At 64.9% G+C, this 22,512-nt stretch carries 5 protein-coding genes and 1 pseudogene; all 6 read right to left on the minus strand.

The window, feature by feature from the left end:
- Position 1 precedes the first annotated feature (1 nt).
- The 6 genes and pseudogenes from WS68_RS24535 to WS68_RS24560 all read right to left on the minus strand — a co-directional run bounded on the left by WS68_RS24535 (position 2) and on the right by WS68_RS24560 (position 22,464).
- Positions 2-1,912: an acyl-CoA dehydrogenase family protein gene (locus WS68_RS24535; protein WP_059573316.1), complete on the minus strand. Its 1,911-nt coding sequence runs from the start codon at positions 1,910-1,912 to the stop codon at positions 2-4.
- 372 nt (positions 1,913-2,284) lie between these two features.
- Positions 2,285-4,408 (minus strand): class I SAM-dependent methyltransferase, encoded by a 2,124-nt coding sequence (locus tag WS68_RS24540; RefSeq protein WP_059573317.1) that lies wholly within the window; start codon positions 4,406-4,408, stop codon positions 2,285-2,287.
- Positions 4,409-5,146: 738 nt separating this feature from the next.
- Positions 5,147-8,359, minus strand: a complete 3,213-nt coding sequence (locus WS68_RS24545) for a non-ribosomal peptide synthetase (protein WP_059573318.1) — start codon at positions 8,357-8,359, stop codon at positions 5,147-5,149.
- 73 nt (positions 8,360-8,432) lie between these two features.
- Complete coding sequence (locus tag WS68_RS24550) at positions 8,433-8,639, minus strand: MbtH family protein (protein WP_059573319.1); 207 nt, start codon at positions 8,637-8,639, stop codon at positions 8,433-8,435.
- Between the two features lie 37 nt (positions 8,640-8,676).
- Positions 8,677-9,960 (minus strand): MFS transporter, encoded by a 1,284-nt coding sequence (locus WS68_RS24555; RefSeq protein WP_059573350.1) that lies wholly within the window; start codon positions 9,958-9,960, stop codon positions 8,677-8,679.
- A gap of 5 nt (positions 9,961-9,965) precedes the next feature.
- Positions 9,966-22,464 (minus strand): annotated as a pseudogene (locus WS68_RS24560) (amino acid adenylation domain-containing protein).
- Positions 22,465-22,512: the final 48 nt, after the last annotated feature.

Below are 22,512 nucleotides of genomic sequence, written 5' to 3' on the forward strand. Positions count from 1 at the left end.
CTCAATTGACCGCACGCAGCAGCGACGTCACATAGTCCGCATCAGGGTCCGAAACCGGCGATTGAATGACCGCATGCGGGTACCCGAACGCAGCGACAAGCATATCGGCGTAATGAACGAGCCGTTCGCACAAACGATCTATCGACGCGCCGATCGACCGGTATTCCTGGTCGCTCAGCAGCGCCTCGCTCATTAGCCAAGCCGCATGACGATCGGTTTGATCAAGGATGAACAATGCGCTCAGATCCCGGAGGATCGCGCGCCCTTGCGCATCGTCAACGGTTTCGGCCATCGTTATCGCGGTTTGCATCGCCATGCACAAGCCATGTGCTTGCGCAGCATCTCGTGCGATAGGCAGAAGCGGATTCCAGATGTCCAGCAGATCGAAACCCTCGGCTGTTCGAGCCGCCACGTCTTCGGTCAGCCGGCGAGTCAACCGGTATTCGCGCGTTCGCAGCCGGTTGAACGCACTCGCCGCATTTTCCGGCAGCGGCACATCGACGGGGGCAGGCGGCGCGTCGGGCAGCGGGGTCGATACCAAGGTACGCGCCATATCGAGGAGAATCAGGAAATTGTTTCCGCCCGCATCGTTAAAGGCGTGTGCCAAGCCCTCATATTCAATATACCGGTTGACCGTGAGCTGGCCCGCCACGCCACAGTGCAACCGGCATTCGGCGATCACTTCCTCAGTGGCCCAGGTGGTCAACGCCTTGACCAGCGACAGTCTCTTATTGGTCGCGCTCCATGGCGCCCATACGATGTGTTGCGTTTCCTCCCCTTTCGGCGTGGCCCGGCGATGCAGCGTGTCGCCCCATTGCCGAGCCGCATCCTTCGCAAAGCAGGTAATGACATAGGACGTCGCCAACGCGCGGAATACGGCCCGGCGCTGGCTGTAGTAGCTCAGCAGCGGAACTTCCACCGCGATACGCGCCGCGCTCGAACGGCGCATCGAATAAGACAGCGTCTGCGCGGCGCTCGCGCGGGCAACGGCGCACAACGCTGAGCCGCTCATCGCCCATATATTGTCCGGCGCGATGAGCGAGCGGACCATCCGTGCATTGGCGCTATCCAGCGGGTCGTGGAACCGGCCGGCGGCGTCGATCGTCGCGCCGTCGGACAACCACGCTTCGAACGGCACCCTGACGTTGTCAAAGCCCGCGAAACCATAATCCAGCGGCAGATAGGCAATTTCGGCCGGAGAAGATAAACGGACGCCCGGACGCGGCCCATGGCGGTCGCTGATATCCAGAACGAACGCAAAGACGCCGCAGTCCTTTTCATCGACGAAAAGACGCGCGCATACGATTCCGATCTTATCCAGATTGTTGATGCCGACGTTGGTGAACTTCAGCGCTCCGTCATCTGGAGTATGGAGCACGAACTCCCGAGCCTGCGCGTCGTAGCGCGCTTCGACACGCACCGCGATCTGGCTGTTGCTATTACCGATTTCGGTGATCATGTATGCGCCGGCTTTCGTCCCTTGCGCCAGCTCAAGCGCATACTTCCGGGCGTAAACATTATCCTTGCCCAACTCCACCAACGTTCCAATGCAAAGTGCATATTGAATTAGAAACAGAAAGCAAACGGAAGGATCATTCACCGCCGCCCACTCCGCGACGCCCAATAACAGGGACGGGTCCGAGAGATCGCCGGCGCCCCGTGGCAGCTTGCCAGCCAGGCCGAGCATCCGCTCGTATGTCGAATAATGCTGCGCGTGTGCGCTCCATCCAACCCGGTGGCGGCATCGTTGATCCATCATGAGGCCGGCCAGCATATCGTGCATCGCCGGCTGAATCGGGCTGGTGAGAATCCGGCGAATCCTGGCCGCCAGCGCCGCTGCCTCATGGTTGTCCAGCTTCATACTTTCATCTTCGAATTTCACGTTGCGATGCGCGTTTTCCGAAAAATGCATGATTTTCCTCGAATGAATAGAAATTCGCGTACTCGGAATAATCGATTTGATGCAGCGCCTCATTACCCTAATGCATTTCGAAATCAATGATGCTCTCCATGGGATGTCTCGAAGGTGGAACGATTGCTTCGATGCAGGCCCGTGGCGATACATCTTTCCGGTCGCGCTTGCACAGCCCTCCGGCACGGCTCGCGCCCTGGGAAAGAAAAACGTAAATTCATCGTAATTTCGAATTGTTTATCGATTCAATCATTTTTCTACTTTTTATTGGAATGCCGGCCGGCTTGAAACGCGGTTCCGACCGATTGAATGAAAGGCGCTGTAAGCGTCAATGCAAAAATTTTCCCGGCTGCGTCGCTCGACGCGTTTCGCTCAGGCAGCGGCGACGTATTCGGCAATGCTCAGGTAGCGATAGTCGTCCAGTTGATCAGGAGCCGGGAAATTTTGCGGATAGACCCGACCGTATACCGTATCGCGCGGCTGGAGCCCTGCCAGGCATGCCGTCAGCATGAATTCGTGAAATGGCATCAAGTACTGGCGCGACACGAAATGCATTGCCCACGTAAAAATGGAAGGCAACTGGGCGATGCACGTCGAACGCGCTTGCGCGGCCCGCCAGTCGGCCGGCTCACTCGCCGCCCAAGGACAATGCGCTTCAGCAATCAGAAAACCGTGCCCTACATACGGCTTCCAGCGCGCAAAGAAATCAAGCAGATCGGCAGCCGCGACATAGCCTGGAACAAACCCATCGGCATCGCTGTATCCGACGCGAAATGCCGCCTTTAAATCGGCATGCGCAATGGGTTCCAGCGCCTGTATGGAAACCGTCAACCGGCCTGGAAAATATCGGTCGACGACGCGGCGCAGTTGTGCGCGGTCGACACTGCGCAGGTGACGCACGAGAATCTCGTCCGCCGTATCGCGGCATCGCGCGTCCAACCGCCGGTTGTGCACCAGGAACATGAACGTATGGAGCAGATCGCCAAGTTGCGCCGGACGAAAACCACCATCGGCGTTTTTCACGGTCAGGCCGCTTGCCGCGATCGTATCGTTATAGCGCTCGGGCTGCGACACATCCGCTGCGACGACCCGCACTTGCACGCCGGGCACGCCAGCGAGCGCCGCCAGCGTGTCGGCGGCGCGACGGCGGGCCGATTCGTTGTAGTCTGCGCCGACGACGAGCAACGGATAATCGGCAAGCATTCGGCCGCGTCGCGTCGAGTGCACGACATACTCGGCAAGCCGCCTGAGTGCGTTGCCGTCGCCACATCCGATGTCGGCAATGCCTGACGGCTGCTGTTCCAGCGGGGTTTCGTCGAAGAGCCGGTGAACGATCTTCGTCGCGGCCTCCTGCAACGCAGCCCCCGAGCTGATCTCTTTCATTGCGTACACATTCATCACGCGATCGATATGGCCATCGCGCTCGATATCGAGCGGATCGGGATCGCCGAACAACAATTCGTTCAGCATGGCATACGAACGCAGATACGATGCGGCCAACCCCGCATACGAAGCGGCAATGGGACGATGCATCCTGCCGAGCGCATTCAACCGCACGCATTCGCGATCAGTATCGATATCGACCATTCCGGCGTAGTGCAACAACCGCCATGCGGCGTCCAGCACCACGCGATTCGCGTGCGGCCAACCGTCACGCATCGAAACCCAATCGGACGAAGCGTCGCATGCTTCGAAAATGCCGTCCATCACTTTGCTGGATTGTCCGTCATGCGTTTCGAACACCGGCATGTCGAGCGCAACCCAAGTCGGCCCCAGGAGAAAGCCATCGAGCGCGCCACGAAGCCTCTCGTCGACACGCTGATCAAGCGCATCCGCTATAGGCGGCAACGGCCAACCGGCGATGCACTGGTCAACGAATGCGACATAAGCAGCACTTTCGCCGTGATTGACACGCTTGCCGTGACAAAGCGCGTGCAGATGCTGCAGCATCGCCGTTGCGTCAGCGGCGCGCCGGAACAGGACGCCGGCCGCTTCCACGCATGCGGCCGCAGACGATCCTTCCGGCGTCAGCGCATAGTGGGCATCCGTGTCCGCGCCGTCGATGACGACCCAGCCGGCCAGCGCGAGCAAATGGAACGCTCCCCACAATAAGCCGAGGTTGCGGCTCGGATCGGCTTTGCGCGTCTGCGCGAACGCACGTATCGAGCGCCGCGCCCCCACGTCGAGCCCGGCAAACGCCCCCGCTGCCGCCAGCCGCGTCAACGTCGGTATGAGCGTAATGCCGTTCGCCCACCCCGCACAACGCGCGTAGGCCATCGCACGTTGTGCATCGTCGCCGCTGATGCGCAGCGTTGCGTGCCGCTCACCCGTGTATGTGATTCCGACCGATTCGTCGGCTCCGCTCAGTTCAACGCTCAATTGCGCATCTTTAGGCACGCCGATCAATCGGCGGGCCTCGTCGGCATATAAAAAGTTTTTTTCGATCTGTGTTGCCAATTCACCCGCGGAATGAGAAATTGAAAAAATAGATCTCATATAGACCACCTTATTTAATTAGTCTCGACTCGGGATCGTGAAAGCAATTCAATTGATGCTAGCCAAAAAATTGGAATTTACAAAACAAAATGACCGACGTAGCTTTCGCATAAAAGAAGATTAAAGCAGTATTTTTTTGAATTTATTCATAAAATAAACTCTATTAAACAAATCAATACCTTCAAACAAAAACACCGGGCAATGCCATTTAAAAATTTTTTTGAAATGCCGGCATTCATACGCAACGGCCCGCGGCTTCGGCTCGGCATGGCCAGGCAGGCGATCCCGCCAGTTCAGATTGACCTGGCCCACGACAGCCGATTCTCTACCGGCACATCATCCGGCCGGTACGCCGAATGAAGATGAGGTTGTGGCCTCAAGAGGCGGCGCAACGCGCCGACGGACGCATACCGGCACCCGAGCGGCCCCGGTTCCAGCCGGATATCGCGAGCTTGGCCCGAGCGGCGCGGCGCGCGCGCCCGGCTTCTGGGTCAATCATTCGAGCGAACTGAAAAGGAATATCGCGCGACAGTCAGGTTGACGTCGAACGCGCGATGTTGCCGCCGTCTAAGGCATACGCATGAGCGAGCCTGAGAGGCATGATTGAAATGGCCGACACGGCATCGCGGCCCATTGATCGATTCGTTCGCGGCGCGGCGGCGCGAGCGAATCGGCGCTGTCAGCGCCGGGCGGACCATCCGCGGCCGGATTGGCCCGCGCAAGCCGCGCCCGCGCGCCTTATCGCGTGATCGGCTCCGCCCCGCCCTCGTCTGCGGCGCGCACGTTCGCCAATTGTGCATCGAGCCGCCGGCTCAAAGCCGCAACCGTCGGCGCGGCAAACAGGTCGCGAATCGTCAGCTCGACGCCAAAGGTCTGGCGCAGCTTGTTGATCGCACGCATCGCGAGCAATGAATCACCGCCGAGTTCGAAGAAACTGTCGTCGACGCCGAGTGTTTGCGCATCGAGCAACTCCGCGAACAGCGCGCACACCTGCTGCTCGAGCCGGTCGCCGGGCTGGCGGCGGCTCGCCCCCACGACGACGGGCGCAGGCAATGCGGCACGGTCCAGCTTGCCGTTCGGCGTCAACGGCATCGCATCGAGCGCGACGATCGCGGCAGGCACCATGTGCTCCGGCATATCGGCGGCCACGAAACCGCGCAGCGCCGCCGGATCGACCGTCTCGCCGCTGCGTGGCACCACGTATGCGATCAGGCGGCCGTCGCCAGCCTCGTCATGCCGCACGAGCACTGCCGCCTGCGCGACCGACGCATGCCGCATCAGCCGCGCAACGATCTCGCCCGGCTCGATCCGGAAGCCGCGCACTTTCACTTGATTGTCGGCGCGGCCGATGAAATCCAGCGCGCCGTCGGGCCGCCATCTCGCCACGTCGCCGGTGCGATACATGCGCGAGCCCGGCTCGCCAAACGGATCGGCGACGAAGCGCTGCGCGCTCAGCGACGCGCGCGACAAATATCCGCGCGCCAAGCCTGCCCCGGCGACGTACAGCTCGCCCGGCACGCCTGCCGGCACGGGGCGCAACGCCGCGTCGAGCACATACACGCGCAAGTCCGGTATCGGCTGCCCGATCAGGCTGCTGGCCGGCATGGCCGCCACCGCGCGGCTCAGCGCCAGATAGCTGACGTGAACGGTCGTCTCGGTAATGCCGTACATATTGACGAGTCGCGGCGCGGTTTCCGAATGGCGCGCATACCAGCCCGCGAGGCAGCGCGCATCGAGCGCCTCGCCGCCGAACACGACATAGCGCAACGCGAGCCGCGCGCTCAGATCGGGACGTGCTTCGTCCGCCTGCATCAACTGCTGGAACGCGGACGGCGTTTGATTGAGCACGGTCACGCGCTCGTCGGCCAGCAGCGCGAGGAACTCCGCGGGCGAGCGGCTGACCTCGTAGGGCACGACGACGAGCCGGCAGCCGTTGAGCAGCGCGCCCCAGCACTCCCAGACGGAAAAATCGAAAGCGAACGAATGGAACAACGTCCACGCATCCGCCGCGCCGACGTCGAACCACGCGCGCGTGTTGTCCAGCAGGCGTATGACATTGCGGTGCGTAATCACCACGCCCTTGGGCTGACCGGTCGAGCCGGACGTGTAGATCACGTAAGCGGCATTTTCCTGATGCAGCGGCGGACTCGGCACGGGATCGCAAGCGGGCGCGGCCTGCAATGCCGATTGCAGTGCAGGATCGTCGAGCAGCATCGCCGGCGTTCGCGCCGGCAATTGCGCCGCGTGGGCGTGCGTGGTCAGCGTCAGCGTCGGGCGGGCATCGGCGAGCATGAATGCCAGCCGCGAGGCCGGATAAGCGGGATCGAGCGGGACGTATGCGCCACCCGCCTTCAGTATCGCGAGCATGCAGACGATCAGTTCGGCCGAGCGCGCCATGTGCAACCCGACCAACGCTTCCGGCCCGACGCCCGAGCCGATCAGCAGATGCGCCAGCCGATTCGCGCGCGCGTTCAACTCGGCATAGCTGATCCGCCGGCCGCCGTCCACCAGCGCGATCGCGGCCGGGCTCGCGGCGGCTTGCGCCGCGAAGCGCTCGACGATGGTATCGGCGGATGAAATCGGGCCCGGCGCATCCCGCGCGCCGGTCAGCATGTGGCGCTCCGCCGGCGTCAGCAGCGGCGCCTCGGCGACGGGGCGCTGCGCAGCCGTCACGAGCGCGCTGCCCAGCCGCAGGAAGCGCTCGCGATGCGCGGCCAGATCGCCGCTTGTGTACAACGATTCGTTCGCATCGAATGCGATGCGAATGGGCCGGCCCGCGCCGCCGTCATACACGGTGATCGAAAAATCGTCGACAGGCCCGTTCGACAAATTGTGCGTCTGCGCAAGCTGCTCGCCGAACCGAAGCGCGGGCTCGAACGCCATCAGGTTCACGTTCTGCGCATGCAGGCGCTCGCCCGGCGCAAACTGCTGCGCATCGCGCAGCATCGCCTCGCCGCGATAGCGCTGGTGCCGCAGCGATGCGCGCATCTCGGCGGCGCATTGCGCGTAAAGCGCGGCGAAGCTCGTCGCCGCGTCGCACGTGAAGCGCAACGGCAACACGTTCGCCACCATGCCCGGCGTGTTGCGCAACAGGCGGCTCTGGCGCGCGGTGACGGGCAAGCCGAGCACGACGTCGCGCTGGCCCGTCATTCGATGCAGATAAGCGGCCATCAGCGCGACCAGCAACGGCGGCATGCCCTGCGCGCTGTCGCGCGCCATCGCGCGCATCCGGTCGCTGGTCGCGGCGTCGAATTCGTCCCATTGCCGGTGGAACCCGCCTGCCGGCGCGAACTGCCCCGGCAACGCCACCGGCGACAGGCTCTGCGGCTGCGGCCGCTCGATCAATCGCGCGCGCCAATAAGCCTGATCAGCGGCGAACGCGTCCGAGTCCCGATAAGCGCGGTCGTCGTCGATCAAGTCGTCCAGCGTGCCGAACCACGCCACGGCGGCGGCCCCGCGCTGCACGCACGCGCTGTAGATCTGCGCCGTGCGCCGCACGAGCAATGTCATGCCATAGGCGTCCGTGACGATATGGTGCGCACACAGATACCAGAAGAAGCGCTGCGCGCCGATCCGCAACAGCGCGCTATTGCACAAGGGGCCCGTTGCATGGTCCGGCGGCGTGCGCATGTCGCGCATCATCCACGCGAGCGCCGCGTCGGGTGGAGACGCGTCGCCGCTCACGTCGACGAACGGCATGTCGAATTGCCGTGGGCGGCCCGGCATTTGCCACGTATCGTCGCCATCGGCCGAAAACGTCACGCGCAGGCTGTCCGCTTCATTCATGGCCTGACTGAACGCTTGCTGCAACAGGCCGTGATCGACCGGGCCGCCGATGTCGGCATAGCCCGCCGTGTTGTAGACGCATGTGTCCGGGCGAAGCTGCTCGGCCAGCCAGATTTCCCGCTGCGCGGGCAGCAACGCGCGAAACGATGGGTGTCGCATGTTCATGGCGAAATCGATGTCCTGTGTCGAGGGAAAGCGGGCGCGCCGCGCATGCCCGCAAGCCGGTGAAGCGCCGCGCTCATGCGCCATTCACGGCGATGCCGCGCGGCCGCAGATCGGTCCATCGCGCCTCGATGTAATCGAGGCAGGCTTGGCGCGTATCGTCGCCGAACGCCTTGTGCCAACCCTGGGGTATCGGCAGTTCAGCCGGCCAAAGCGAATGCTGCCCAGCGCCGTTGATCAGCACCTGAAACACACCGTCGGGATCGTCGAGTAAAGAGGTCATGCGCAAATCCTCCAAGCATCAGTCAACAAGAAGTGAATCATTCGCGCACTGCCCGCGCATGGCCGCGCATCGCGCGCCAGACCACCCGCATGGCGAGCGCGTAAAGCAACGCGGCAAAAATGAACGGCACGCCAGGAAAGAACAGCACCGCGCCGGGGCGAGCGAAGTAATCGAACAGCTTGCCGCCCAGCAGCGGTGCAATCGACGACGCCAGCCCAGTCAGGCATACCAGCGCGCCCTGGTACTCCCCCTGACGCTGCGCGCCGGCATGCACCGAAATCAGGCTGCGCACGCTCGGATCGCTGATCAGCGACAGCGAATGCAAAACCAGCGCCACGACGATCAGCGCGACGGAATCGGCTTGGCTGTAGACGCCGTAAGCCAGCACGAACAAGCCGAAGCCGAGCAATGCGGTGCGGTGCTCGCCCAATCGAACCACCAGGCGCGGCAGCAGCAGCGTCTGCGTCAACGTGATGCCGAGCCCGAGGCCCGCCAGCGCGAAGCCGTTCTCACGCGGCCCCCAGCCCAGGCGCGTTGCGTTGGCGAGCACGAAGCACGACAGATAGATTCCATACGCGATCATCCCGAAGCACACCGCGGCGAGCAGGCCGCGGAACACGCGATCGCGCCGCACGAGACGCAGGCTGCCGACCAGGCTCGCACGCGCCCACGAGAACGGCACGCGCCGTTGTGCCGGCAGGCTTTCGCGTAGAAAGAACGCCGCGCTGACGAAATTCAGCAACGCGACCGCCCCGGCTGCGATGAACGGCACGCGCGGCCCCAGCGCGCCCAGCAGCCCGCCGAAGGCCGGCCCGGCGATCAGGCCGAGCCCGAGCACGCTGCTCGCGAGCGCGAAACGGCGTGAGCGCAGCGCGGGCGGCGTCACGTCGGCCAGGTACGCGGTGGCCACGGCGGCGCTCGACGCCGTGACGCCGGCAAGCACGTGGCCCGCGAGCAGCCAGCCGTAGCCGCGCGCGGTCGCGCCGATCGCATAGCTCGCCGCGCAGCCGCCGAGCGCGACCAGCAGAACCGGACGGCGGCCCCACGAATCGCTGACCGAGCCGACCAGCGGCCCGAATACGAATTGCATGAAGTAGAAGCACGCGATCAGGCTTCCGAGCATCACCGGCACCTGCGCCGGCCGCGCGCCGACGGCCGCGAGCAGATCCGGCAACACCGGAATCGCGACGCCGAGCCCGACGGCGTCGACGGCCAGCGTGGCGAGAATGATCCACACGTCCCGCGAAATGCCGGGGCGGGCGGGCGCCGTTGCGGCCGCGTCCACGCAGGCGGCGCCGATCGTCTGTTCGCGGCTATCCATGACCGTCATGCCTCCACGGTGCGCCGCGCCGCAGACAACGCGTGCCGCAGCGCATCGGCGATCTGCCCGACATGCTCGCTCATCAGGCAGCTATAGTGATTGCCGCGAACCTCGCACGTCCGCACGGGCAGCCGCGTGAAATTCTCCCAGCCCCACGCCGGCGTCTCGCGGATTTCGGGCAGATTGATGCCGTCGGGCAAAGGCTGAGTCGCCTTGAACAACATCACCGGAATCGGCAACGGTTCGTGCGGCGGATCGTAAAGCGCGGAGAAATCCGCCGCGGCCCGATACACGTTGAACAGCCCGCGAATCGCGCTCGTGTCGCTTTGCGACTGCACCACGCCGAACCGCGCGAGCCGTTCGCTCATGAACGCCAGCAGCCGTTCGCGCGACGCGGCGCGCAGCGCGGCCTCGTCGATGCCCGTCATCATCTCCATCTTGCCCGAGTAATACGCAAAGACGCCGAGAATCATGCTGGCGATCTCAAAGTCGTCCTGATGCGGCACGAACGAATACGGCGGCGCGGCCGAATCAAACATCGCGACGAGTCCGATCGCATCGCCCGCCGCATGCAACTGACGCGCGATCTCGTATGCGATCTTGCCGCCGAGCGAATGCCCGCCGAGGTAGTAAGGCCCTTCGGGCTGCACGCTGCGCATGCAGCTCACATAGTGCGACGCGATCTGCTCGACCGACGTATGCGGCTCGTGCACGCCGTCGAGGCCGAGATATTGCAGGCCGATCACCGGCCGGTCCGCATCGAGCGCGTTCGCGAGCGGCAGCAACTGCGTGATGTTGCCGCCCATGCCCGGAATGCAGAAGAACGGCGCCTGCGCGCCGGCCTTGTGCATCGGCACCAGGCAATAGCGCACCGTTTCGTCGGCGCGCGCCGTTTGGCCGGCATCGTCGCCGAGCGAGCGCAGGATGCGCGCGATCGTCGGTTCCTCGAGAAACTCGCCGAGCGTCGGGCAACGCGCGTATTGGTCGCGCACGCGGGAAATCAGTTGCGTCGCGAGTAGCGAGTGACCGCCCAGATCGAAGAAATCATCGTCGACTTCGACGTGATCGACGCCCAGCAACTCCTGCCACAACGCAACGAGCGCCTGCCGGAGCGAGCCGGGCTCGGGTGCGGCTGCCTGCCCGGCGCTTCGCGGCATGCGCGCCGCCGGCCCTTCCGCGAAGCCGGCCTTGCTGACGATGAGTTGCGGCATGTCGTGCGCAAGCGCCAGCTCGAAAATCGCACAGCCCTCATGATTGCTCAGCCCCCGCAGCGCCGGCCCGTGCCCGCTTGGACGGCGGCTGCGCTCGGCGTGCGCGACGGCCATCCCGGTCTGTGCCCAGGTGTCCCAATTGACCGCGATGGCCGGCATGCCGCGCTGCCGCCAATATCGCGCGAGCGCGTCCATATAGCCGTTCGCCGCGGCGTAGTCCGCCTGACCCAGGCCGCCGACCACCGCGGCAAGCGACGAGCACAACAGCACGAAGTCGGGCTGCTCGTGCGCGAACTGGTCGAACAGGTGCCGCGCGCCATCCACTTTCGCGGCCAGCACGCGCCGCCACGCATCGGGCGTGCCGGTCTCGATCAGCCCGCTCGCTTCGACGCCGGCCGCATGGATCACCCCGTCGATGCGCCCGAATCGCGCACGCGCCGCCCGCACCGCGCCGGCAAGCTGCCCAGCGTCGGCCACGTCGGCGGCAAGCCGCAGCACGCGCGCGCCCGCCGCTTCCAACGCCGCGAACCGCGCGGCATTTTCGTCGTGCGGGGAACGGCTGAGCAGCGCCAGCCCGACATCGCGCCGCCGGCTCGCGATATGCATCGCCAATTCGAGGCCAACACCGGTCGCGCCGCCGGTGATCAGATAAACGCCGCCATCGCGCAGCACATCTTCTCGCGAAGCCGTGGCCAGCGGCACGTGGCTGGCCGCTTCCCGCCGTCCGTCGACCAGCGTGACGCTGCTCGGCAAATCGGGCGATGCGCCGGGCAGCACCGCAGGCTCGGACGACAGCTCCCTTTTCAACGCCGCGAGGGTGGCATCGTTCATGTCGTCGAGATCGATATGGCGGCAGACGATATGCGGGTATTCCCAGTGCACTGCGTTGAGCAATCCGGCCAAGGCCGCGCCCGCGCAAGCGTCGAGCGTGCGCGCCGCGCGCACGCCTTGCGTGACGAGCGACACGCGCCAATCCCGCTGTCGAGCGCCCAGCGCCTGGAGCAACGTGATCAGACCGATGAACGCGCCATCGACATCGGCCGCCGACGCGGCGCAGCAGCCGTACACCACGTGCAGCGGGGTGTCTGGATGCGTGGCAAGTTCCGCCACCAGGCGCTCGCAATCAGCCTTGTTACCCGCGCGCAAGCCGTAGCGGTTTTCGCCGAGCGGGCGAAACGCGTCGTCGTGGCGGATCAGCACGCTGTTCGCGGGTGCGAACGCGGCCCATTCGTCGCTGAACACGAGCCAACGCGCCGCAGGCAGCGCACGGCCCGCGGGCGCATCGACCCATTTGACCGTGCGGCACCATTGCATGACGTCGCGGGCACGGCGCACCGGCTCGCGGCGGCCGAAGCCGCGAATCGTGACGAGTACGTCCGCGCGCGACGCCGCCTCGTCCCATGCGAACAGCGTGACGTCGAACACGTTCGGCGCAGTCTCCACCGCCAGGCTGTAGCACTCGGCGCACAACGGCCGATGCATCTCGATCAACTCATAACGGAACGGGACCGACTCGTCATGCGGCCGCAAGCAGACAGGCAGGAACGCACTCGCCACATCGAGCAGCGCCGGATGCAGCGCGAAGGCCGGCAGATCGCCGTGGCCCCCGGCCGGCAGTCTCAGCCGCGCCAGCCCTGCGTTGCCGCCCAGCCAAACCGCGTCGATACTGCGCCAGCGCGGCCCGTACTCCGCGAACGCCTGCGCGAACCGCGCGCGGGCATCGTCCACTTCGGCCAAGTGCCACTGCTCGCAAAGCGCGGCCGGCGATTCCAGCGCGGCCGGTGCGGGGACAGCGCGGCCGATGCGGCCGTTCGCGTGCGCGATCCCGTCGCCTTGTTCATCGAGCGATTCGAGCACGAAATCCGCTCCGTCGTCGCACGGCTCGAATCTCACGCGCATGCGGCGACGCTCGCCGTCCGCCAAGATCAGTGCGGACGGAAAATAGACGTCGCACATCGCAATGGCGATATCCGGCCGCCTCAAAGCAAACGCGCGCCGCACGAGTTCGATACACGCCGTGCCGGGCAACACGCTCGCGCCGTCGAAGATCCGGTGCTCGTCGACGAACCAGAGCCGCTCATGCAGCGTGAACGATACCGTGATGCGCCCGCCACCGCCGTCTTCTTCGCATTGCATCGGCACCTCACCGATATCGTGCGACGCGCTGCCTGCCTGCGCCGCCGACGATGCGCTCGCCGCCGCGCTTGCCGGCCGATCGATCCAGAAACGCTTGCGCTCGAACGCATAGGTGGGCAGCGCGATTCGCCGCGCCGTCCCCGGCGCATGCATTCGCGGCCAATCAACTTCCACGCCTTGCGCCCACAGCGTGCCGACGCCTTGCAGCAGCTCGGCCAGGTCGGGACGCTTGTCGCGCGCGTGCGGCAGTGTCGCGACGATACGCTGCGCGCCAAGCTTGCTCCAGCCACCGATCAGGTTGCCCAATGCGCGGCCCGGCCCCACTTCGACGAATATCGGCTGATCGAGCGCGTCGAGCAGCGTGCCGACGCCCGTATGAAACTGCACGGGTTGGCGCAGATGCGCGCCCCAGTAGCCGGGGTCTGCCAGATCTTGCTGATTCAGCCAGCGGCCGCTGCGATTCGAGATCACCGGAATGCGCCCGGTGCTGCAAGCGATGCGCGCGCTCGCGCGATTGACCTCGGACTCGGCGCCGGCCATCAGCGACGAATGAAACGCATGCGACGTCGCCAGACGCTGGCACGCGACTCCCGCCGCGATGCACGCATCCTCGAGCGCAATGATCTGATCGACGGCCCCCGCCAGCACGTATTGCCGCGGTCCGTTGATCGCCGCGATTTCACAGCCGGAACGATTCAGCTCCGCCAATTCGTCGGGGCCCGCGAGCACCGCCAGCATCGCGCCCGCCGGCTGGCGCTGCATCGCCGCGGCGCGCGTCGCGACCAGCATCAACGCATCCGGCAACGCGATCATGCCGCTCACCGCCGCCGCGACAAGCTCGCCGACGCTGTGGCCGATCATCGCCTGCGGCACGATTGCCCATTCATGCAATTGCAGCGCGAGTGCATATTCGATTGTGAAAAGCGCCGGTTGCGTGTAGCGCGTTTCCTTCAGCAACGACGCATCGCCGTCGAACATCAGCGACCGGATGTCCTGCCCGATAGATTCGCGCAGCATCGACGCACAGCGGTCCACTTCGGTCCGGAACACGCCGCCTTCTCGATACAGCGCCGCCCCCATGCCCGGATACTGACTGCCCTGGCCGGGAAACATGAAGACGACGGGCGGCGCATGCCGGCGCTCGAACGCTGCCAGCGCGTCGATACGATTCAACTGCTCGCTCACGTCGCCTGCTTCGTCGAGCACCGCGAAGCCGCGATGTTCGAAGGCGGTGCGGCCGAGCTGAAGCGTATAGGCCGCATCCCGGATGCGCGTACCGGGCAGCGCGCGGTGCAGCCGCCGCCATTGCTCGCGCAGTGCGTTTTGCGAGCGCGCCGAAACCGGCAGCAATTGCCAGCGCGGCGGCTCATGCGCCGGCACGCGACGCGCGCGCGGCGCTTCTTCGAGCACCACATGAACATTAGTGCCGCCGACGCCGAACGAGCTGACGCCGGCGCGCCGCGGCGCGCCGGCTCTCGGCCATGCGCGCGCATGCTGAACGACGCTGAACGGCGTCTTGTCGAAACCGATCTGCGCGTTCGGCGTGTGGCAGTTGATGCTGGGCGGAATGACTTCGTGGTGCAGCGCGAGGACCGTCTTGATCAATCCGGCAATGCCCGCCGCGGCGTCCAGATGCCCGATGTTGCCTTTGACCGAGCCGATTCCGCATTGCCCGTGCGGCAACGCGCCGGAGGCGGTTTCGTCGGCGAACGCCTGAGCGAGCGCGCGCACCTCGATCGGATCGCCAAGCGGCGTGCCCGTGCCGTGCGCCTCCACATAGCCGATGCTTTCGGCCGGGGCCTTGGCCGCCCGCAGCGCCTCGCGAATGACCGCCGCCTGACCGGCGACGCTCGGCGCGGTATAGCTCACTTTCGCCCCGCCGTCGTTGTTTGCCGCCGATCCCTTGATCACCGCATACACCGTGTCGCCGTCCCGCCATGCGGCGCTCAGCTTCTTCAACAGCACCACGCCGCCACCGCTGCCGGCCGCCGTGCCTGCCGCGGCGGCGTCGAACGGACGGCAGCGGCCGTCTGGCGACATGATGCCGCCTTCGGAATAGAGATAGCCGACTTGGTCCGGGTCCAGCGCGAGCGCGCCGGCCAACGCCATCTCGGCTTCGCCGTTGCGTAAGCTTGCGCAGGCGAGATGAACCGCCATCAGCCCCGACGAGCACGCGGTGCCGACGCTGAGCGCGGGCCCTTGCAGATTGAGCTTGTATGCGGTGCGGGTGGCAATGAAGTCCTTGTCGTTGCCGATCAGCCATTGGCCCGGTTCGAGCCGCAGCCGCTCGGCATTCGGCATCACGTTTTGCACCAGGTAGTAACTGAATGCCGCGCCCGCGAACACGCCCACCGAACGCACCCGGCCGGAATCGCCGTAGCCGGCCTCCTCCAATACCTGCCACGCGAGTTCGAGAAAGATCCGCTGCTGCGGGTCCATCACCTGCGCCTCGCGCGGCGAATAGCCGAAGAAACCGGCGTCGAAATCGGCCTTGCCTTCGAGTTCCTTGAAGCGGCGCACGAAATGCGCATGGCGATACAGTTCGGGCGGCACACCATGCGCGTCGAGTTCGGCATCGCTCAATGTGCGGCCTGCCTCATAGCCGGCGAGCAGGCGCTGCCAGAAGCTCGCGAGGTCCGGCGCTTCGGGAAAGCGGCCGGCGATGCCGATGATCGCGATCGCCTCGGCATCGTCGGCGGGCTCGATGCCCGCATGCGCGTGGTCCGGCTCGGCATCGCTGCGCTGTCTGCTCAATGCATCGAGACGCGACGCGAGCGCGGCGATCGTCGGATACTCGAAAACGTCGGTCAACGCCAAGCCGTCGCCGAACGCTTCCGTGACGCGTTGATGCAAAGCGACCGCGCGCAGCGAATGTCCGCCCGCATCGAAGAAATTTTCGTCATCGCCAATATCGTCGCGTTCGAGCAAGGTCCGCCAGATCTCGCGCACGCGTTGCAGCGTCCGCACGGGCGCAACGTCGGGCGGTGCGCTGGGCACCGTCGCAACCGCAAGCGGCACGCCATTGGCCGCCAGCGCTTTCAGCGCTTTCAAATCGGTCTTGCCGGTGCTGCCGGTCGGCAACGCATCCAAGAACACCAGGTTCGACGGCACCATCGCGTCAGGCACCTTGCGCCGGAGCGCATCGAGCAGCGCCGTCTTCGTGCAGCGCGCGACCACGTATCCGACCAGCAACAGCTGCCCTTGCCCGTCCGGCTGCGCGAGCGCCTCGGCCGCCTGCACACCGGGCACTTCCATCAGCGCCGCGCGCACCGCGTCAAGCTCGATGCGAAAGCCGCGGATCTTCACCTGACGGTCCACCCGGCCGATGAACTGGATCGCGCCGCCGTCGAGCCGGCGCACCACGTCGCCCGTGCGATACATGCGTCCGCCCGGTCCGGCATCGAACGGATTCGCGACAAACGAACCCGCGGTGCGCGCCGTCTGCCCCAGGTAGCCCTGCGCGACGCATTCTCCGCCGATGAAAAGCTCGCCCGCCACGCCGACGTCGACCGGCTGCAACTCATCGTCGAGCACATGGAGTTGCGCGACACCCATCGGGCGCAAGATCAGCCGTTCCTGCTCGGCATGATAGTCGGTCAACGACACGACGATCGCGGCCTCCGTCGGCCCGTAGCCATTGAGCAGGCGGCGGCCCCTCGCCCAGCGTTGCGCGACTTCCGGCGGGCACGCTTCCCCCGCCACGATGATCATGCCGAGCGCCGGCAGCTCGGCCTCGGGCACCATCGCCAATGCAGACGGCACGATCCACCAATGCGAAATGCGCTGCTGCGCCAGCCAATCGATCAACGCCGGTCCGGGCAGAAGCCTGCGGCGCTCGCCGAATACGATCGCGGCTCCGGCGGCGAGCGCCGGAAAGATCTCGCCCAGCACCACATCGAAGACAGGCGACACATACTGCGCGATTCGCGAGCGCGGCGTGACGCCCATGATTTCCGTCATCGCCAGCACGTTGCGGCACACACTTCGGTGCGAAACCGCCACGCCTTTCGGTAAGCCGGTCGAGCCGGACGTGTAGATGACGTATGCGCAATCGTCCGGATCCGCATCACGAGACGGCGGCGCCCATTGCGCGCTCTGGCCGGGATCGGACAACGCATTGAGATCGACCACCGGCAGACCGAATTCGCGCGCCGCGTCGGCCGTGCCGGCATGGCTCACGAGTGCCGCGAGCGCGGCATCGTTCGCGATGTGGCGATTCCACTGCGGCTTGTGCTCGGGGTCCATCGGCACGAATGCCGCGCCCACGCACGCGATCGCCAGCATCGCCGTCACGTTGTGCGGATGATGACCGGCGAAAATGCCGACGCGATCGCCGCGGCGCACGCCCTGCGCCGTCAGCGCCTCGGCGGCGGCCGCCACCCGCGCCGCCAATTGCCGATAGCTCACGCTCAGCGCCGGAGCGTCGAGCGCGACGTGGTCCGCGAATGGCCCGACGCTGCGTGCGAAGAGCGTGTAGAGATCGTGCGCCGGCCCCGATGGAATCGCCGCGTTGCCGGCTGGCAGCGGCGGCGCATCGAGCGGCGAAGAAAAGGCGTTCGGCCGCAACGCCGCGCGCGCCGCATTCAAAAAATGGCGCTGCATCGAATTCAATGCATCCGCGTCGAACGATCCGGGGCGCGCCATTAAATGACACAGCACGCGGCCGCCATTTGCATGAACCGCCATTTCCAGATCCAGCTTCGCCGAATAAATGTCGATCGGCAGCGGGCTCGCATCGATATTCGCCAGTTGCAGACCGGCATCGTCGAATTCGCAGGAGAAGAGGGTCTGAAACACCGCGTTGCGCCCCGGCGCGCGCGGCGGGTTCAGCTCCTGCACCAGCCACTCGAACGGAATGCCGCTATTTTCGTAGAGATCCAGACAGTGTTCGCGCACATACCGCAGCACCTGATCGAACGTGGTAAGCCCGTCGAAACGCATGCGCAGCGGCATGGTATTCGCGAAAAAACCAAGCACGTCGTCGAAGCCGTGTTGCGGACGCAACGACACCGGCGTGCCGATCGCAAAATCGGCATCGCCCGTCTGCTCACGCAATGCCGCCGCGAAAAGTGCGAAGTACACGATGAACGGCGAGCAGCTCGTGCGCTGGGCAAGCGCCGCGATGCCGGCCGCGAGAGCCGCGGGCACTTCGAATGTGAGCGACTGCGGGCTGCCAGCGTGCGCCGCCTGCACATCGACGGAATGCGCAAGCGTAATGGCGGCGGGCAAATCGCGCAGCCGCTCACGCCAATAACGCAATTGCCGCTGCGCCGCTTCGCCGTGCAGCTGTCGCCGCTGCAAATTCACAAACTCCGCATAGCGCCGCACGGGCCGCCCCCACGCGGGCGCGTGACCGGCGGCTCTCGCGTTGTAAGCGGTTTGCAGATCACGCCAGAATAAACCGAACGACGGGCCGTCGATAACGATATGGTGAATCGTTACACTGAACACATGCTGGTTAGGTCCGGTCTCGAACAGCGCCGCGCGCACCAGCGGTCCTGCATGCAGATCGAATGCGCGAGCATGCTCGTCTTGCAGCAAGCCCGGCAAATTCGCCGCCTCGGGTGCCGCGACGGCGATTCGCCGCAATCGAATCGGCAATGTCTCGCATAGCGTTTGAGTCGGCTCCTGCAGCGATTTTCCGTCGGAGCCGACCAGGCTTTCAACATGCGTCGAGAACACCGTGCGCAACGCATCGTGCCGAGCGGCGACATCATTGACGGCCTGTTCCAATGCGGGTGAATCCAATGGCCCGTCGAAGCGCCACACCATTGGAATGTTGTAGCTGAAATCGTCGGGCTGTCTTTTCGCCGCCAGCCACAGGCTCTGCTGCGAATACGACAGCAGGCGGACATCTTCCGTGACTTCCTCCGACGGCATCGCCAACGGCACATGCCGCGCGTCGCCCGGCGTAATCGAAGACGCTCGCTGCTCGACTAGCCGCGCCTGCTCGGCTACCGTGGGATGATTGAAAATGCTTGAAATGCTCAGATCGAGACCAAACGCTTGGTTGATCCTCGACGCCAAACGCGCCGCCGCCAGCGAATGTCCGCCGCAAAGAAAGAAGTTCTCGTGTACGCCACGCACGCGTACTGCCAGCAGTTCCTGCCACAGCGCCAGCAAGCGGCGCTCGACGTCGGTCGCCGCTTGCTGCTCGGGCGCGTCCGGCGCGCTCAGCGCCCACGTCTTGAGCCGGTTGCGGTCGATCTTGCCGCTCGGCGTGAGCGGCATGACATCGAGCGGCTCGATCACGGCGGGCAACATGTGCGCAGGCAGATGGCCCCGCAAATATCCGCGCAACTCGTCGACGCTAAGGCTGCTCACCACGAATGCCGCCAGCCTCGGATCGCCCGACGCTTCGTCGCGCACGACGACCGCACACTGGCGCACCTGCGGATGCGCGGCAAGCACGCCTTCGATCTCGCCCAGCTCCACGCGAAAACCGCGTATTTTGATCTGGTTGTCTCGACGGCCGAGAAAATCGATCGTGCCGTCGTCGAGAAACCGGCATATATCGCCGGTGCGCTAGAACCGCGTATCGCCTTCGCCGACGATCACGCGTCCGTCCTCACCGATACGGCCGCGCAAGAATTTTTGCGCCGTCAGCGCTTCGTTGCCGAGATAGCCCGTCGCTACCGCCGGGCCCGCCACCAGCAGCTCACCCGGCACGCCGATCGGCGTCAATTGCAGCAGCGGATCGACGATCAGCAGATCGCAGCTAGGCAGCGGCCGCCCCAGCGGCACGACGCTGCCTGGCGCCAACTCGTGTAAATCAGGATCGAAGTACGAACTGTCGATGGCCGCCTCGGTCACGCCATACGAGCCGAGCACTCGCGCATGCGGGCCGCACAATGCGCGGGCCGCGTGCAGTTCGTGGCCGAACCAGACGTCGGCGCCGCAGACGAGCGTATCGAGCATGTCGAGACGCACACCGTTTTCCTGGCAATGACGAATCAGCTCGCGCAATATCACCGGAGGAAAATCGCCGAACGACACGCGTTCGGCAAGCATCAGCGCGTGCAGCCGCGCAGCGTCGAGCAGCCATTCGCGCGGCGGCATGACGAGCTTGCCGCCGCATGCAAGTGTCCGGCTCACATCGCCGATGAACAAATCGAACGTCATGCCGGCGAGCTGCAGCGTGACAGGATGCCCTGGCTTGCCGAAGCGATACGCGCGATGCCAGCCGTGATACGACGCATTCAGGCTGCCGTGCGAAACCTCCACGCCCTTGGGTTTGCCGGTCGATCCCGACGTATAGATCACATAGGCGGGATCGTTCTCGGTAAGCGCGGGAATATCCATGCGCGGAGCATCGGCGGACGTCGCGCCTTCGAGCACGTCGTCGAGCAGCACGGTAATGGCGGCGGCCTGCGCGCCGAGGCTCGCATGATCCCGTTTCGTCGAGACGAGCGCGACGGGTGCGGCATCCTCGATTTTTTCCAAGCGCCGCGGATCGGCGGGATCGAGCGGCAGATATACCGCGCCGGCCTTCAAGATGCCTAAGTACGAAACGATGAGCTTGTCGGAATAGGTCAGCAGCGACGCGACACGGCTGCCTTTCGTCACACCACACAAGCGCAGCGCATTCGCAAGTGCATCGGAGCGGCGGTCGAGCATATCGTAGGTCAGACGGACTTCGTCATGCACCACGGCTTGTGCGTGTGGCGTGCGCTCGACCGCGTCGCGAAATCGTTGAGGAATGGGCAAGAACGGAATGCGCTCGAACGGCTCGTCCGGCCGGGTAAACCGGCGCACTCGCGCCAATTCCGCCGCCGGAAGCAACGCACCCTCGGCGATCGCGGCGCTCGGTGAAGCAAGCAGGCTCTCGAGCAGCTTTTCGAAATGCGTCATCATGCGCGTGATGGTGGACGCATCGAAAAGATCGGTGTCATATTCGACGATCGCCGCCAGTTCGCCGGGCATTTCCTCCATCGATACCGTGAGATCGTATTTCGACGTTCCGGTATGAACGAGCGTGCCTTGCACCTCGACATCATCAAGCGCGAGCGTCCCGCCACTGCCCTTCAGGTAGTCGAACATGATCTGAAACACGGGAGCGTGACTTGCCGAGCGCACCGGCCGCACCACTTCGACGATCTGATCGAACGGCAACGCCGCGTTCTCGAATGCATCCAGCAACGACTCCCGCACCTGAGCCAGCAAGTCGATAAAGTTGACGCGATCGTCGAATCGCACGCGCAGCGGAAGCAGGTTGATGAAGAAGCCGATCAGATTTTGCTGCGCTTCGGTCGAGCGATTGGCGAACGGGCTGCCGATCACGATTTGATCTTCGCCGCAATAGCGATGCAGCAACGCGGAAAAAGCCGCCACGCCGAGCATGTATGGCGTCACGCCGGCGCTGCGGCAAAGCTTGCGCATGCCGTCGGCAAGCACGGGGCTGAACACGTGCTTGGATACCGCCCCGCGCATGCGCTGCTCGGACGGACGCGGCCGATCGGTCAGCAGCTTGTGGAGCGTCGGCGCATCCGACATCGCCGCTTTCCAGTATTGCCGCGCGCGCGCACCGGGCATCGTCGGACACTGTTGCCGCCACGGCCGCCGCATAATCGACAGTCGGCAATTCAGGATCGTCGCCCGACAACAGCGCGTTGTACACGGCGCCGAGTTCGCGGAAGAAAATCCTGATCGACCAATCGTCGAACACGATGTGATGCACGTTGACGAACAAAACGTGCTCGTTTTCGCCGAGCTTGATCAGAAGGCTGCGAAGCGGGGCCTCATGCGCCAAATCGAAGACGTGGCTTACCTCGTTCGCGCACAACCGATCGGCCGCCGCTTGCCGAGCATCGGGATCGAGTGCGCTGATATCCTGCCGAGCGAACGCGGCAAGCGTCGACGCAAGCGTGATCCGCAATTCGCCGTCGTGCGTATGGAATCGCGAACGCAAGGCCGGATGCCGTTGCTGCATGAATTCCAGTGCCTGTTCGAGCACTGCGTCGTCGAGGCGGCCGGTCAGCTTGAATGCCGCGGGCACGTTATAGGTCGCGGCACGCACATCGCCGTTTTCGACGAACCAGAGCCTGCGTTGAGCGGCGGTCGCGGGCAACACTGGCGACTTAAAGGAGCCGTCGGCGTTCGCGTCGAACAGCGGCGTCGGCGCATCGCCGGCCTGAAAATGGGGTAAGCGGTGATTCATGATGTGATTTCCCGATTCGATCAGCAATGAGAATGACGCTTGGAACTG

The organism is Burkholderia sp. TSV86, assembly GCF_001522865.1.
Lineage (GTDB): Bacteria > Pseudomonadota > Gammaproteobacteria > Burkholderiales > Burkholderiaceae > Burkholderia.